This is a genomic window from Desulfuromonas versatilis (assembly GCF_019704135.1).
GTDB lineage: Bacteria > Desulfobacterota > Desulfuromonadia > Desulfuromonadales > NIT-T3 > Desulfuromonas_A > Desulfuromonas_A versatilis.
The window spans coordinates 1,231,910-1,247,303 of sequence record NZ_AP024355.1; the positions used below are offsets into that span (position 1 = coordinate 1,231,910).

Genomic DNA, 15,394 nt, shown 5'->3' on the forward strand with positions numbered 1-15,394 from the left:
CTTGGCCGGTTAAAAACGGCCGGCCCTTTTGGTTTGAAGTTACGGACGAGTCATGCCCAGCCAGGTTGCGGCGTGGGGATAGGCCGCCGGATCGAAGGTGATCGAGCCGTCCAGCACCTGGTTGTCCATCCAGTCGAGCGAGTCGAAGATCAGGCGCTTGGCCAGGTAACGGTTATGGGCGTAGGCGCCCGGCTCGTGGTGCAGGTAGCTGTAGTTGTACATGGCGCCTGAATGTCCCTGGTTGGCAGGAGTGCCGCCGAAGTAGGGGTAATTGGACTGACGGACTGTTCCGGCAGCGTCCAACACGTCGCCGAGAAGTTCGAGGGCGTCATGGAACCCTTCGGCCTCTTCTTCCAGGGCGGCGGCGGCCCCTACGGCAGTGAAATCTCCGTGGGCGGTCGTGGTGTCGGCGGCCACAAAAGCAAAGCCGTGTTCGCCGTCATGGCATTCCACGCACTTGGTGGAGGTGATCTGCTGGATCGCGCCAGCGGCGTCCTTGCTCACCACGTTGAAGCTGTGGCTGCGGTCGCTGCTCATGTGGCACTCGGCGCAGCCGAGGCTGTTGTGAGCGTAGTAGACCGGGTCGGCATAGTCCTCGGCCGGGCGGCCGAAGGTGTAGCCGGCGTTAACTGCCGCCTGGTTGATGGTCAGGCCGGCGGCCAGGTAGTGCGACTTGGTCCCCGGGCTGGAGACTGCGGCAGCGGCGGGATTGGCCAGGGTCGCGGCCCCGGTAATGGCTTCGGCGTTGCCGCGGCCGCTGTGGCACGAGAGGCAGGCCGCGCTGTTGCCGTCCGGAGCGGTCAGCTGTTTGGCGGCGCCGTTGACGTTGTAACCGAGGGTGATAGGGCCGGTGTGGCGCAGGGCGCCGCTTTCGACGCTGCTGTGGCAGCCCCAGCAGTAGAGCAGTTCGCTCTGGTCAGAGCCCGTGGCCGCGCTCCAGCCGGCAAGGTGGCTGAAGTCGTTGTTGGCCGAATTGTAGGTGACGTCGTTGGCCGGGTCCGCATCGGCCAGAGAAGCGGCCGCGTCGAGGAAGTTGGCGGCACCCGTCGCGGTGTGGCACTGCTGGCAGCTGGCGCGGCTGCCGGCATCCCAGTTGTAGTGAGCCCAGGCGTTGCCCAGCGCTTCGTCGAGAACCCCGACTGCCATGATGGCGGCGGCGTTGGCGTCGGTGCGGGAGTGGCCTTGTGCTGCAAATGTAGCGACTTTCTTGCTCAGCAGGCCGCCGGCATGGGCCGAGCCGGCCCAGTCGGTGTGGATGGTGAACCCGCTGGGTGGGGTAGTCGCCGAACCGGCGACGCTGCCGGTGTTGGTCCGCAGCTCGTGGCCGTGGCAGTCGGTGCAGGCCGAGTCGCGGTCTTTGCGCACCACGTAGCCTTCGATGATGTTGCCAAGCGCCTGGACCGTCGAGGACGAACCGGTTACGCCGGTGGTGGGCAGGTCGTAGTGGGTGCTGGCGATGTTGCGATACCAGTCCTTGGAGTGCTGCTGCTTCTTGGCGGTCTGCACGTCGCTGACCAGCAGGCCGGAGGCGACGACCTGGCCCGCTTCGTTGGTCAGGTTGTGGCAGCTGGTGCAGAGGTTGTACTGGGTCGACCCGACGTTCCAGTCGCCGGTGGTGCGCAGCGCCGAGGTGTGCGGGTCATGGCAGGCGGCGCAGCTGACGTTGTTGATCGCGGTGACGCCGGTGAAGCTGCCGTTGCTGCTGATGTCGAAGTCCTGGCCGGTTGCCGCGAAGCCCAGGTAGCCCTCGAGGGTGTGGCAGCGCTGGCAGTTGGTGGAGGTGTGCCCGGCCTCGGTGGTGATGTTGTGCTTGGAAACCGCCACCTTCTCTGGGATGGTGTTCGGCGATGCTGGCATGCCGTGATGCTCGGGGTAGAAGTGGCAAATTCCGCAGCCTTCCACCGAGGCCTGGTAGCTGACGCCGTCACCGTGGCAGCCGGTGCAGCCGATGGCTCCGGGCACGCTGACTGTGGTGTCGTTGAGGTCGCCGGTAAAGTCGTCGCGCACCTCGAGGTTGGGCGCGTGACAGGAAGCGCAGCTTCGTACGATGCGGTTGCCGTTGGCATCGACGTAGTCGTTGGGAGCCGGGTCGGTGGTGCCCCGATAAATGGCGCTGCTCGGCCCGCCGGTGGCGTGACGGCTGACAGTCCACTCACTGAGGGTGCCGGTATGGCAGGTGCCGCAGTAGTTAGATTCGTACTTTTTTGCGAAGGGCTCCGCATGGCCAGGGAGCGGCGAAGATGGCACCGCCGGGTAGAGATTATCGTTCTCGACCAGGGCGTACTGGTCGATCACGCCGTCGGCCAAGTAGTCGATGGAGTCGGCGACGAGCATGAACGCGTACTGCTTGTTGTGGGCGTAGGCGCCCGGGTCGTGCTCGAGCAGGTTGTAGTTGAAGGCGGCGCCCATCACGTCCTTGCCGTCCATGGTCCCGCCGAGGGTCCAGTCTTTGATAGCGTTGGCGGAAGTCGCCTCGGTTGCCGGATCAAAGGTGCCGTCGCCGTTGGCGTCCTTGAAGAAGTAGGGGTGGGCGGGGTAGAAGTAGATTCCCTTGGCCTGCAGCGCGGTTTTGAGATTATCCAGCGCGGCGTGCAGGTCGGCCTTGACGGCATCGAGAGAGGCGGGGGGGATGGCGCCGTGGCACTGAGCGCAGGCGTTGCTGTTGACGGCGGTGACTGCGCCGGTCACATCGTCCTTGGTCACGACTTCCCAGGTGTGGTCGGCGGTGTCGGTGCCCATGTGGCAGACCACGCAGGGGCCCTGCCCGTCGGTGCCGGCCATGTTGCCGGTCCCGATGGTCTGATGCAGACCGACGTCGTAGTTCTGGCCTTCGTACTCGTAGCCGCCACCGGCGAAGATCATGCTGCCGGCCGCCAGGTAGTGCGAGTTGATAAAGCCGGTGTTGCCAAAGTTGGCGGTGCTCAGCTTGATGCTGTCGCCGCTTTCACGGGCGCCGTGGCAGCGCACGCACAGGTTGGAGGCGCCCACGTCGGGGAACTGCTGGGTGGCACCGTTGGAGTAGGTGGCGGTGTAGGCGCCGGGGGCGCGCAGGGCGCCGGTGGAGAGCTCGGTGTGGCAGCCCTTGCAGGAGAGCACTTCCATCGGGGCGACGGCGGTGGTGGAGCCGGTCACGTTGTTGATGAAGCCGGTGGTGCTGTGGCAGCGCTGGCAGGAGGCGCGGTTGGAGGCCGACCAGTCGTAGTGCATCCAGCCTTCGCCCAGGACGTCGCCGTGGCCCGAGTGACCGTATTCGGCGTTGATGGTGTTGTCATGGTTGGCATGGCAGTCTGCGCAGGCTGCGTTGGCCGAGAGGTACTGGGCCTGCACCAGGACGGTGCCGCCGCCGTGGGGCTCGCGCAGGGTGGCCATATCGGACTCGTAGATGCTGTAGTTGGCCTCGGGCGAGCCGGGATACTGGGCGCCCGGCGCGTAGTACTTGTGGCAGACGGCGCAGCCGCTGGCGTTGTCGCCGTAGGGGTTTGCGATGTAGTGACCGTTGGTGCCGGCCGGGTCATGGCAGGACTTGCAGGTGACCGGGCCGTGGGCCGAGGCCTTGTGCGAGGAGGCGTCGTAGAAGGACAGCGCCTCGGGGCTGCGGGCGGTGTGACAGACGGCGCACTCGGCCTGCACGTAGTTGACCCGGGACTGAACGGTGACCTGGGCGGTGTCGGTGGCGACGGTGCCGCCGGAGGTGACGGTCAGGGTGGCCAGGTAAAGCCCGGGGGCGTCGGCATAGACGGTGGTCAGCGCCGCAGCGGGGGTGCCGAAGGAAAGGCCGGTGCCGCTCCAGGCATAGGTCATCGCGCCCTGGTTGCTGGTGCTCAGCCCGCCGTCGAGGGTAGCGGCGTAGGCGGCGCCTTCACCGGTGGTCTTGACGTCGGAGCCGGCGTTGGCCGAAACCACCGGGGCCAGCTTGAAGGTGGCCGAGACGCTCTGGTCGGCCTGCAGGTTGGTGAAGGTGACGGTGCGGGTTCCGTTGGCGTTGAGGACGTCGGAGGCGGCGCCGGGGGCGCTATAGGTGTCGATCTGGTAGCCGTAGTTGGGCGAGATGATCAGCGCGCGGGTGGCGCCGGCCGGGATGTTGACCAGCGACTCGTAGGTGTCCTCGCGGATCGCGCCGCCGGGGCCGGGGCTGACGGTGATGTCGATGGTGTCGCCGGCGAAGTAAGCTACCAGGTAGCGCCAGGACTTGCCGTTGAAAGGCACCACGTACTTGCCGTTGGCGTTGGGGGTGACGTTGGCGCCGTCGACGGTGACGCGGCTGACCGCGAAGCCGGCGCTGGGCACCACGTCGTATTCGACGCTGTCGACGCCCGTCGCATAGTATTTGTTGCCCGAGGGGCTGACGACCCCCTGGCTGGACACTGCCGCCTTTGCGTTTACGAACCAGGCCTGCGCAAAGCTCGGCAGCACAAGAAGCAAGGTCAGTGCTGTGAGTAATTGCCTGTACATACGTTCACTCCTTTTTTTCGAGATTTACTCCGCTTAACCTGCGGCGGGGCGGCCGAAGCCGCCCCGCCTCCAAGGTTTTTGCATCCGCTTAGAACTCGTCGACGCCGTTGCCCTTGTTGTGGCAGGTCAGGCACAGGGCCGAGTTGTCCTGGGGCGCGTAGACGAAGTAGTTGCGGCCGGGAGCGGCGGTGTTGTTGGCGTTGTCCTTGTTGTGAACGTCGTGGCAGGTGGCGCAGGTCATGATGTCGCCGTACAGCAGCACGTCCTCGACAGTGAGGGCCGCGTTGTTGGTGTTGCTGAGGAACTGGCGGCCGGAGGCGGCGAACAGGCCCTGGCCGATGTCGTTGGTCTGGGCGTCGTTGTAGCTGAAGCCGATCGGGTGGTCGTTGCTGAAGTCGGCGTTGCCGCCCGCGTCGGCCAGACCGATGTCGCGGCCGCCCCAGCCGTCGCCGCCGAGCCCTGTCTTGGTGCCGGCCATGCCGTAGTGCTGGTCGACGGCGACCAGGCCGTCATGGCAACTCATGCACAGGCGGCTGGGGCCCATGAGCGGATCAATCCAATTATCTCCGCCTTGAAAAGTGGGCGAGGCGTAGGGTGTCCAGTTGCTGATATAGCTGGTGTACTGGTGAGACCACAGCGGCTGCTGCTCGCCGGTGGGGTCGGCCATGGCATGGTGCGGGGTGTGGCAGAAGGCGCAGACGCGTGCCTGCGGGTCGTCGGTGGCCCCGGAAATGGTGTTCATGTCATGCAGCGAGCCGACGACCCCGGTGCCGGGCGCGGTGCCGGCCAGCGAGGGCGCGGCGGTCAGGGTGAGCAGCAGGGCGCTGAGCAGAAGCCTCTTCATGTTTTTCACGTTGTACCTCCCTTTGAAATCGACCAGGTTGATGATACGGACCTATTGGGTCCGGTCTGCCCGCTTGCGAAAATATGAGCCTCCCTCCTTTCCGCATCGGTCCCGAGGGGGTGGCAGGTCCGCTTGACGCGGCCCCTCGGAAAAATGCCGTGAAAATAGATTGAAAAGGACTAAAGTTGATTTCCAGGCCAGAAAATTGTCCGTTATGCCGGAATTTTGTTCGCTAAAAAAACTAAAGGCGGTTCAATTCTGATCCTGCAGTTTGTTTAGGATTTATCTTTTGGGGCTAGCGGACTTTTGAATCAAGCCAGGTGCGGATTAGTTAAAAGCTGGAATCTGACTAAAGAAAAAACTCTATTTAATACCAATTGCTTATCTAAGAAAATGAAGTCATTTGTGACTAAATTAAAAGACCAATAGAGTGCAGGTTTGTAGACCATTTTTCTTGACGGGGACGCTACATCATATTGATTTAATAATCAAACTTTCGGCTTAATAATAGCGGGGTAATGTTCATGGATTGACAAGGAACAACGAACCGAAAACAGTAGAAAAAAACAAAAAATATATATATAAAAAATGACCAAAAACCCTTATTAAGTACTCGGAATGTGATGAGAAATTACATGTCGAAAAGATTAAATTTTTTCCAAAAAAAGGATAGAGACAATTTGGACAAGGAATTTAACATGGGGAATTGCTAATTAGCGGTGTGGTGCGGTGGGGTATGCGAAATAGTATTTGCAGCAGTATAAAGGTGGGATATCGATGCTGGATACGGTTGGCAAGGAAGATGCCTTGTTGGTCGGGGAAATGTTGTTTTCAGTATCCATGAAAAGAACGAAAAAACAGTCACTTAGGTGGTGGTGGTGGATCTTCAGTTATTGCTGGGGAGCCAGATTTGAATTGCGAAGTTTAGGTAGCAATGCGACATGGATATCAATTAAATTTGTGCCAGATGGTGAGTGAGATATGGAATTATTTTAAATCTTAGGTTTGACAAATTTTTAAAAAGTTCATATAAGTCTAGTCAAAGTTTCACCATTGCCAGTAGTTGCAGGAAGGCGGTGTCCCCCCTTCCTGCGGGAAATATACTTTATAAAATGACTATATAAAGGGTATGCTTGCCATCCGGGCTTAGCTCCATTTAATGTCGCTTTTTAAAGTTTGTCTGTTTGGCTTTGAAGTGGTCTACTAACCCCGGACACCAACTAAGGTGGTATATTGAGCCACCTTCAAGGAGTGTTCAGAGTTATGGGAAGACGGACCTTTACCAAAGAGTTCAAACGCGAAGCCGCCGGACTTGTTGTGGATCAGGGCTATTCAATAGCCGAAGCCTGTCGTGCGACAGGTGTCGGGTCAACGGCCATGAGCCGCTGGGTTAAACAGCTTCAGGGCGAATATGGCGGAGTGACACCGAAAGCACAGGCGTTGACACCCGAGCAACAACGAATCCAAGAGCTAGAGGAACAAGTCAGAAAACTGGAAAGAGAGAAATCGATCCTAAAAAAGGCTACCGCTCTCTTAATGTCGGACGATCTAAAATCTTCGCGCTGATCGACCACTTAAGGGAGCATGGAAACGTCCAGCAGCTGTGTTCATTATTGGAAATTCCCCGTTCGAGCTATTACGACTATCGGGATCGCCGCAAAAAAATTGATGTCGAGCGTTTGCGGTTGCGCGCTAAAGCTACTGAAATATTCAACAAAAGTCGCCAGTCCGCAGGCAGCCGAAGCATTATGAGCAAGCTACGCCAAGACGGTGAAATTGTCGGGCGCTTTAAAGTTCGGCGGCTGATGAAAGAAGCTAATCTCGTCAGTAAACAACCCAGGCCACCCGCCTACAAAGTGGCAAAAGTTGAGAGGCCGGACATACCGAATCACTTAGATCGACAGTTCGATGTTCAGCAGCCAAACCAGGTCTGGTGTGGCGATATCACTTATGTCTGGGCACAAGGGCGATGGATATATCTCGCCGTGATCCTGGATCTGTACAGCCGCCGAGTCGTTGGTTGGAGTCTGTCTGAAAAAGTCGATGCCGATTTAACTATTGCGGCACTTGACCATGCTTACCAGTTGCGCGGGCAGCCTACGGCTGTGACGTTTCACTCAGATCAAGGCTGTCAATATGCCAGCAAATCATTTCGCCAACGCTTATGGCGTTATCGGATAAAACAGAGCATGAGCCGGCGGGGCAACTGCTGGGACAACGCACCGATGGAGCGTGTGTTTCGCAGCTATAAAAGTGAATGGATGCCTTCAGCCGGTTACACATCTTTCGATGAGGCCCAAAAGGATATTGGCCGATATCTTATGGATTATTACAACTGGTACCGCCCCCATCAGAGAAATGGCGGGCGTGCTCCTGCTGTCGCGGAAAAAAATCCTATTTTACTGTCCGGAAATAGTTGACCACTTCACTTTAACCTAATTGAACAATATGTAGAGGAGTTATAAAAAAATATGAGCATTTAAAAATAAAGTTAAAGGGGGGGGGATGGACTGTAGGCAGATTGAGAAAATTAAGTCCGAAGCAGCAGCGAAAAGGCTTCTCAGTAAGGAGTGTTGGAATAGCAAAAAACGTATTTGCCCAAGATGCAGCGAACGTAAGATATATAAACTTTTAGATAAAAGATACAGATGCAAAGGGTGTGGGTACACCTTTCACGATTTCACTGGAAGGTGGATCAATAAATGCAACTTGTCTTGCCTTCAGTGGATTAAGATAATAGGGCTTTTTGAGTCTGAATGTTCCATCCTTGGAATTGCAAAATCTCTCAAGATATCCTATAATACTGCCTATAAAGCTGTTACTCATCTTCGTTTATCCATTTTATCGCACTCTCATAATTGGCAGCAGTGGGCCTCTAATATAGAAACCAGTGCTGCCAGTCACAGAATCGGATCATGGAAGAATGCCCCCAAAGAAACGTTTCCTCCTGTTTTTGGGGCTATCAAAAATGGTGATCAGATTATCTCAGAATACCTACCGTGTCTCACTGTTGAAGATGTTTTAAGTCTAGGCCTAAGACTAATTAGACGAAATAACCTAATCTATTCCAGTTCCTTTGAGAATTATCATAGTATCTTTTTTTATGGTTTGTTTGATCATGAAAATTTTGACAGTATTGAATTTTCTAGGGTTAAATTTCACCAGGAATTGCATGATTTTTGGCGGTACGTAGCTAAACGATTATGCGTAGGAGTTTCTGCGAATAAGTTTCCACTTTTTTATAAAGAAATAGAATATAGATATAACAATAAAGGAAAAATATCTGAAGAGATTGTTAGATTTCTTTGTGATCATATACCTGAGACAATAGCCAAGTAACTTGAAAAACAACCAGTATGACTGTGAAAATTTAAGTGTACTAAAAGCGTAGCGTATAATAATAATTTATTGCGGGTGAATGATGGGTGCAATAAAATCAAATCGGCAAAGACTCCCCCTCTTGCCCGCAGTGGCTCAGAAAATTTTAGCCCAAACGGGCGATGCGGGATCTGGGATTGAGGAAATTGCATTTACCATCTCCCGTGACCCTTCCCTTGCCAGCAAGACGCTTCAATTTGCAAACTCTCCAATTTGGGGTTCTCCCAGACGGGTGGGCACAGTCAGGCAAGCGGTAATGATCCTTGGGACCGAAGCTGTCCGAAGTTTGGTTTTATCCTTTTATCTGGTGGCGACGGAGCAATGGTGTGGGAGAAATTCCACTTTTCACCGCCGGTTTTGGGAACGTTCTCTTGCCGTTGCTGTCGCGACAGCTTCCCTTTCCAGATTGATTCAGGGCGTTGAGCAGGAAAAGGTTTTTCTTTCTGGTTTATTGGCCAATATTGGTGAGGTCTTCCTAGTGGAGAGGTTTTCCAGGGCTGTTGGGTGTGACATTTTAGATTCATCCTTTTCTGGTGGGCAACAAGCCGTGTTTTGGGACGGATTATCTAAGGAGGATCATGGCGAGTTAGGCGCTGAGGTCGGGGAAGTATGGAATCTTCCAAGGTTTTTGACTACGGTCATGCGATATCACACGTCACCTGAGTCTCTCCGGGGGGGGGAGCCTGGGGTGAAAATGTTGGTTGATCTAGTTTTTCTTGGGGAATTTGCTGCGGGAATATGGATTGCGAGGGCATCAAGACCAACTGTAGATCGGTTTGTTGGACTAACGAGCGAATTACTTGGAATTGAGAATTTTGAACCAGACGATTTTTTTAAAAAAATCGGGAATGAAGTGGAGCAAACGGCAGAAATTTTTGGCATCCGTAGAAGGCCGAAGTTGTCTAATGAAGACTTGCTTCAAAAGTCTCTTCTTCGTTTAGGTCAGATCAATGCCAAGCATCTATCCAGAATTCACGAACTGGAAAAGGAATATAATCAGGCATTGGCACAGGCCAGGGTGTTGGAGAATGAAAATCTCAAACTCCAGGCCCTCGCAAATGTGGACGGGTTAACTAAGGCATACAACCATAGGTTTTTTAAAGAGTTTCTCTCGCAGGAAGTTCAAAGAGCCGCCAGGCAGGGCTGCTTTATTAGCTTGATTCTAATGGATGTTGACAATTTTAAGCCTCTTAATGATTCCTACGGTCATCAAGTTGGGGATGCCATCTTGAGAGAGCTATGTCAGGTTACCAAAAGGGCTATTCGCGAATATGATCTTTTGGCTCGCTATGGAGGGGAGGAGTTTGCCGTCGTTTTGCCTGAGACGGACCTCGTGGAGGCTGCAAGAATTGCCGAACGTATCCGGAATCTTGTGCAAGAGCATATTTTTGATTGCAGAGGGAATCTGATTAAAATTACTCTCAGCCTAGGAGTGGCAGCCTTCCGCCCGAAGCCAGATGAACGGATTTCGAGTCTGCTCATTGAATCCGCCGACCAGTCTATGCTCCAAGCCAAACTAAATGGGAAAAATTGTGTTGTCGTAAGTGCATAATATTTTGTTCCCACTGTTTTAGTAGTCTCCTTCCCCGCCTATATCGCACAAAATTGCCTCGGACCCCCAATAGTGTTTTCTCTTTTTTGAGGCTCTTCCGCAGAATTTGTGGGTAAATTCCCCCCGCTGTGAGGGGGCTGAGCAGCCAATCGGTTGCTGAAAATAACGCATCCCGATTCCATGTCACGCATTATGGACGTCGACCAAGACTAACCCATAACCAGGCGGAGGGAACCGGGATGCTGGTCAAATCGATCCTGAATCAAATCCAGAAGCATAGAGGTTTTGCTTACGGTTCGTCCCGCTGGCGGGAACCGGGAAAATCCACGGTCCTTGATATCGATATTCGGCCCCGGGACGGCAGCCGGCCGATCTGCTCGGGTTGCGGGCGAAGCTCCCCCGGCTACGACACGATGCCGGCCAGACGTTTTGAGTTCCTTCCGCTGTGGGGCATCGCCGTCTTTTTCATCTATGCCATGCGCCGGGTCGATTGCCCGCGCTGCGGCGTGAAGGTAGAGACGGTTCCCTGGGCCGAAGGCAAGAACCATTTGGCCACCACCTATGCCTTGTTCCTGGCCCGCTGTGGCGGCGCCTGTCCAGGTAGGAGGTCGGAGAAGCCTTCCAGATCACCTGGGACAACGTCTTCCGTTCGGACAAGATGGCCGTCGCCTGGGGCTTGGCGCATCGCGATCTGGAGAGCGTCACCGCGAACGGCATCGACGAGATCGCCTGGAAGAAGGGGCATAAGTACCTCACTCTCGTTTACCAGGTCGACGCCGGCTGCCGACGGTTGCTGTATGTTGGCAAGGAGCGGATCCAGAAGATGCTGCGGCAGTTCTTCAAGGCGTTCGGCAGAGCACGAACCGCCCAACTCAGGTTCATCTACAGCGACATGTGGAAGCCCTACCTACGGGTAGTCGCTGAGGTTGCCGGGCAATCCCTCCACATCCTGAATCGGTTTCATATCATAAGCCAGAGGAACAAGGCTCTCGATAAGGTTCGTGCCCAGGAAACCCGGGAACTGAAGGCCAAGGGAGAGCAGCCGGTTCTCACCCGCAGTCGCTGGTGCATTCTCAACCGCCCCAAGAGCCTGAGCTAGAGGCAGTGCGTCAAACTCAAGGAGCTTCTGGCCTGCAACCTCAAGACGATCCAAGCCTAACTGCTCAAGTGGGATTTCCAGCATTTCTGGCAGTTTCAACGGGCGGTTTGGGCCGGAACGTTCCTCGATGACTGGTGCCGGCGTACCATGCGCTCCCGCATCCAGCCGATGAAGCAGGTTGCCAAGATGTTGCGCTCTCACCGGGCGCTGCTGCTCAACTGGTTTCGAGCAAAAGAGCAGATCGCCCTGGGGGCCGTTGAGGGTTTAAGCAACAAAGCGAAGTGACCTGGCGAAAATCCTATGGTTTTCGCAACTTCGAAGTCTTAAGATTTGTCTTATATCATACACTTGGTGAGCTTCCCGAACAGGAGGTCACCCATAGATTCTGCTGACGAGCCTCTCTTTCGGGAGATATTTTCGGCGGGCAGGCCGAAGGTCGAATCATAGGTGGCTTGTCTCCGCCGGTGGCGACTGCCAGTTATCATTCCGTCCGTCCACATAGCTGACGGGGGCGGCGAGCAACTCCTCGGGGTTGAGGTCGTCAAGGCACAACAGGTTGACGGCGTAGGACTTGCCGCCGAACTCCGGGGCGTCCGCCCAGCCGAAGGCGCGGATGCCACAGCGGCGGCAGAACAGGTGGTGGATGACCTTTCGGCCGAACTGGTAATCGGTAAGGTCGGCTTCGCCCGACTGCAGCCGGAACTGTTCGGGCTTGACCATGGCGAGCCAGTTTCTCCCCTTGATGCAGATCGAACAGTTGCACTTGAAAGTGCCCTGCCCGAGGTCGATGTCCGCCTCGAAGTGGACCGCGCCGCAGTGACAGCTTCCCTGGTAGGTTCTGGTCATGGCATGCTCCTGTATTGGGGGTTCTGCCAACCATTATAAACTCAGATCAAATCAATCGCCCCTTTGATCTCAGAAACTGGCCCTCTCATCGCGCGGTGTTTGACAAGGGTCGGCAATGTATTAGAGTTGGCTTATGCTGATGGAGAAAGCCAATCCAAATTACGAAGGGAGAACGGGGATGAAATGGACAAATCATCTGAGCGCTCTGCTGACAATCGGTGGCTTGGCTCTGGCAGGTTGTGCTGGTACTCCTCCCCCCAATGAGCAGATCAGGGTCACCAAGGCGGCCATCGTCGGCGCGGAGAGTGCGGGCGCTCATCAATTCGCGCCGTTGGAATTCCGTTCTGCGGAGGAGAAAATCAAACAGGCCGAAGCAGCCATGCAAAAAGAGGATTATGATAAGGCCCGGCGACTGGCCGAACAGGCCGAGGTCGATGCCAGGTTGGCCGAAGCCAGATCCCGCCGGGTGAAAACCGAGAAGGCCGCCCAGGAACTGAACCAGAGCATTGAAACGCTGCAGCGGGAGATCGAACGGAGGAGCAGTCCTTGAGCATCTTGCCAACCACAGGAGAGGACAATGAAACAGTCAATCATGCTTAAGTGGTGGTATTGGGCCCTGGCTGGAGTGCTGATCCTTCAGCTCGGTTGTGCCAAGAAGGTCGAGAATCAGGCCTTGGAACAAGCGCGGGCAGCCTACTCCTCGACCCAGAGCGATCCTGAAGTCCATCAGTATGCCCCGGTGGCGCTCACCGAGGCCAAAGAGGCTCTCATCAGGGCGGAGGCAGCCTGGGTAGCCGGGGGTGAAGACGAAGTGATCGATCATTACGCCTATCTTGCCCGGCAGCGGACCGCCCTCGCCCAGGAGGTCTCCGACCTGCACAAGGCCGAGGCCGTAGTGGAAAAGGCCGCCTCCACGCGCACCCAAGTCCTGCTCAGCGCCCGGGAAGCCGAGGCCCAAAGTGCGATCCAGCGGGCCGAAGAGGCACGACGGCAGGCAGAGGAGCGGGCCCGCGCCATGGAAGAGGCCCAGGCGCGAGCCCGACAGCTCGAAGCGGAACTCTCCGAACTGCAGGCCAAACCGACCCAACGGGGAATGGTCCTGACCCTGGGGGACATACTTTTCGACGTCAACAAGGCCGTCCTCAACCCGGGCGGACTGCGCACCGTGGAAAAACTGGCGGATTTTCTAAAGGAATATCCCGAGCGCAGGGTGATGGTCGAAGGGTTTACCGACAGCACCGGTTCGGAAGACTACAATCTTCAGCTTTCCCAGCGGCGTGCCGAGGCGGTAAAATACGCGCTGCTGGATGAAGGGATCAGCCTGGAGCGCATCCAGGCCCGAGGCTTCGGAGAATCCTACCCCATCGCCAACAATGAATCGGTGGCCGGGCGGCAGCAGAACCGGAGGGTGGAAGTAATCATCAGCGATGAGGCGGGCCAGATACCCGAACGGGTTCAGTAAGGACGCGTCGACGCAACGGATTAACACGAAAGGTCTGCCCAGCCCGGGCAGGCCTTTCGCGCTTTAAGGCGCGGGCCGTGGGGAATTGCCCACGTCGCTCGCTGCGTTTCGATTCCCATGGCAGTGAAAAAGGCCCGACCCTAGCGGGCCGGACCTTTTTGATTTGGCGGGAGCAGATGGGAATCGAACCCACCGGGGACGGGATACGCCCCCCACCGGTTTTGAAGACCGGGAGCGTCACCAGACTACTATCTGCTCCCAAATAAGCTTCCTTTTGATACCACGATTAGGTTGGACAGGCAAGCCTGTTCAGGGATTTAGAAAGCCACCCGGAAGCCGGCCATGAGGTTGTGGCTGTCGTACTCGGTCTTGAACTTGGCACCATCCTCATCTTCGATGCGCGGGTCGCCGGTGGCGAAGTAGCGGTAGCCGAGATCCAGGGTGAACTGGGGGGTGATGTCCACGCCGACACCGGCACCGAGCTGGTAGGCGAAGACCGTGGTGTCGTCGTCGATAGAGAAGGCGGCGAGGTTGACGTCGAGCAGAACCAGGGCGATGCCGGCGCCGCCGCCGAAATAGGGGGTTACCGGTGAGGGATTGCGGATATCAAAAAAGGTGTTGAACAAGAAGCTGAAAACCGAAATGTCACCATCAAAGGCGTAGCTCTGCGTAGCATCTTTGATTTCGCTGACATCATTGGTGCGGTAGCCCAGCTCACCCTCGACCCGGAAGCCGTTGTCGTATTTCTTGCCGAAAATCGCCGCCAGGCCGAGGCCGGTGTCGTATTCGCTGTCGAGGCGCAGGTTGAGCTTGTCGTAGCTGTTGCCGGAATCTTCCAGGAACACGGCGCTCACCTGCCCCCCGAGGTAGTCGGTGGTGGCGGCGCGGGCCGTGGGGGTGCTGAGCAGAAACAGCAGCAGCGGGAGCAGGGCGAAGGTGATGCGGTGCATGGTGGCCTCCATGGAAATTACAGGAATACAGAACAACGGGCGCCCGGGCGGATGGGGCAAATCGATCAGGGGCGGATGACCCGCCCGGCCTTCTGCAGGGTTTCGACGATATCCAGCATGTTGGTGGCGCGGCCCGCGGCGAGCTTGTCCTTGAGCTGATAGAATTCCAGGCACAAGCCGCAGGAGGCGATGTCGCTGCCCATGCAGGCAATTTTTTCCAGAGCTTCGAGGACTTCGGAGCCCTCGGTGGTGAGCTTGACCCCGGCATTGGCGAACAGCAGGGTGTCGGGTGGGGCGTCGAGTTCGGCGAGGGTGAAGATGAAGTTCTTCATCAGGATCCGGCCGAGCTCCTCGTTGCCGTCGCCCAGGGTGTCGGCGGTAATGAAGGCGACGGTCTTCCCCGCAGCCGGTGCATCCGCGACTGTGGAGGCGGGGGCAGTGCCCGGGCTCAGCTGCAGAGTGAAGCCTCCCTCGCTGGGGGTTGCCTCAACCTGGTAGCCCTGGCTGCGGGCCAGGCGGCTGACGTTTTCGCGGGCCGTTTCGTCCCCGACCAGCACGGTCAGGGGGGTGCCGGGGGAAGCGAGGAGCAGCTTGCGGGTTTCGACGACGGGGTGGGGGCACTTGTGCGCCCGGCAATCCAGGGTGGTCATGGTTTGGCCTTCTTCGGGAAAATTCGTGGAACTGGCCCGACTATAGAGGATTATCCCCGCATTGACAAGGGGCATTGGGGGCGGTCCTGCGCCGAGGGCTGGCGGTGGGCGGCGAAGCTGGTAGAATGGTGCGAATATTCAGCCATACACGCTGGGAGGAT

11 protein-coding genes, 1 tRNA gene and 1 pseudogene are annotated in these 15,394 nt (G+C 56.8%); 7 read left to right on the forward strand and 6 right to left on the reverse strand.

Features of this window, described 5'->3' with window-relative positions; genetic code table 11:
- Window positions 1-39: 39 nt before the first annotated feature.
- Window positions 40-4,452 (reverse strand): PKD domain-containing protein, encoded by a 4,413-nt coding sequence (locus DESUT3_RS05410; protein ID WP_221251432.1) that lies wholly within the window; start codon window positions 4,450-4,452, stop codon window positions 40-42.
- An 88-nt stretch (window positions 4,453-4,540) separates the two neighbouring features.
- A complete protein-coding gene (locus DESUT3_RS05415; protein ID WP_225911685.1) occupies window positions 4,541-5,296 on the reverse strand; it encodes a cytochrome c3 family protein in 756 nt (251 codons plus the stop codon).
- 777 nt (window positions 5,297-6,073) lie between these two features.
- Here DESUT3_RS05415 and DESUT3_RS05420 point away from each other — a divergent pair.
- The 5 genes and pseudogenes from DESUT3_RS05420 to DESUT3_RS05440 all read left to right on the forward strand — a co-directional run bounded on the left by DESUT3_RS05420 (window position 6,074) and on the right by DESUT3_RS05440 (window position 11,717).
- Complete coding sequence (locus DESUT3_RS05420) at window positions 6,074-6,274, forward strand: hypothetical protein (protein ID WP_221251433.1); 201 nt, start codon at window positions 6,074-6,076, stop codon at window positions 6,272-6,274.
- A 285-nt stretch (window positions 6,275-6,559) separates the two neighbouring features.
- A protein-coding gene (locus DESUT3_RS05425; protein WP_221248485.1) for an IS3 family transposase occupies window positions 6,560-7,716 on the forward strand; the annotation gives its coding sequence in 2 pieces (ribosomal slippage) (window positions 6,560-6,809 and window positions 6,809-7,716; 1,158 coding nt in all).
- An 85-nt stretch (window positions 7,717-7,801) separates the two neighbouring features.
- A complete protein-coding gene (locus tag DESUT3_RS21290) occupies window positions 7,802-8,635 on the forward strand; it encodes a transposase (protein WP_221251434.1) in 834 nt (277 codons plus the stop codon).
- A gap of 121 nt (window positions 8,636-8,756) precedes the next feature.
- Entirely contained in the window at window positions 8,757-10,226 is a 1,470-nt protein-coding gene (locus DESUT3_RS05435) for a sensor domain-containing diguanylate cyclase (protein WP_221251435.1), read from the forward strand.
- 239 nt (window positions 10,227-10,465) lie between these two features.
- Window positions 10,466-11,717: pseudogene (locus tag DESUT3_RS05440) on the forward strand (ISL3 family transposase).
- A 49-nt stretch (window positions 11,718-11,766) separates the two neighbouring features.
- Here DESUT3_RS05440 and DESUT3_RS05445 read toward each other — a convergent pair.
- Window positions 11,767-12,171, reverse strand: coding sequence for a GFA family protein (locus DESUT3_RS05445; RefSeq protein ID WP_221251436.1), 405 nt, complete (start codon window positions 12,169-12,171; stop codon window positions 11,767-11,769).
- A gap of 133 nt (window positions 12,172-12,304) precedes the next feature.
- Between DESUT3_RS05445 and DESUT3_RS05450 the strand changes: the two genes are divergently transcribed.
- Together DESUT3_RS05450 and DESUT3_RS05455 are read left to right on the forward strand one after the other, a co-directional pair.
- Entirely contained in the window at window positions 12,305-12,721 is a 417-nt protein-coding gene (locus DESUT3_RS05450; protein ID WP_221251437.1) for a DUF4398 domain-containing protein, read from the forward strand.
- 27 nt (window positions 12,722-12,748) lie between these two features.
- Window positions 12,749-13,633 carry an OmpA family protein gene (locus DESUT3_RS05455; RefSeq protein WP_221251438.1) on the forward strand — a complete coding sequence of 295 codons (885 nt, stop codon included), beginning with the start codon at window positions 12,749-12,751 and terminating at the stop codon, window positions 13,631-13,633.
- 164 nt (window positions 13,634-13,797) lie between these two features.
- Here the strand turns inward: DESUT3_RS05455 and DESUT3_RS05460 are convergent.
- The 3 genes from DESUT3_RS05460 to yedF all read right to left on the reverse strand — a co-directional run bounded on the left by DESUT3_RS05460 (window position 13,798) and on the right by yedF (window position 15,233).
- Window positions 13,798-13,893: transfer RNA gene (locus tag DESUT3_RS05460), tRNA-Sec, on the reverse strand.
- 57 nt (window positions 13,894-13,950) lie between these two features.
- On the reverse strand, window positions 13,951-14,583 hold the full coding sequence (locus tag DESUT3_RS05465) for an outer membrane protein (RefSeq protein ID WP_221251439.1): 633 nt from the start codon (window positions 14,581-14,583) through the stop codon (window positions 13,951-13,953).
- Between the two features lie 65 nt (window positions 14,584-14,648).
- The gene (gene yedF / locus DESUT3_RS05470; protein ID WP_221251440.1) at window positions 14,649-15,233 is read right to left on the reverse strand and encodes a sulfurtransferase-like selenium metabolism protein YedF; all 585 of its coding nucleotides are present in this window, start codon (window positions 15,231-15,233) and stop codon (window positions 14,649-14,651) included.
- Window positions 15,234-15,394: the final 161 nt, after the last annotated feature.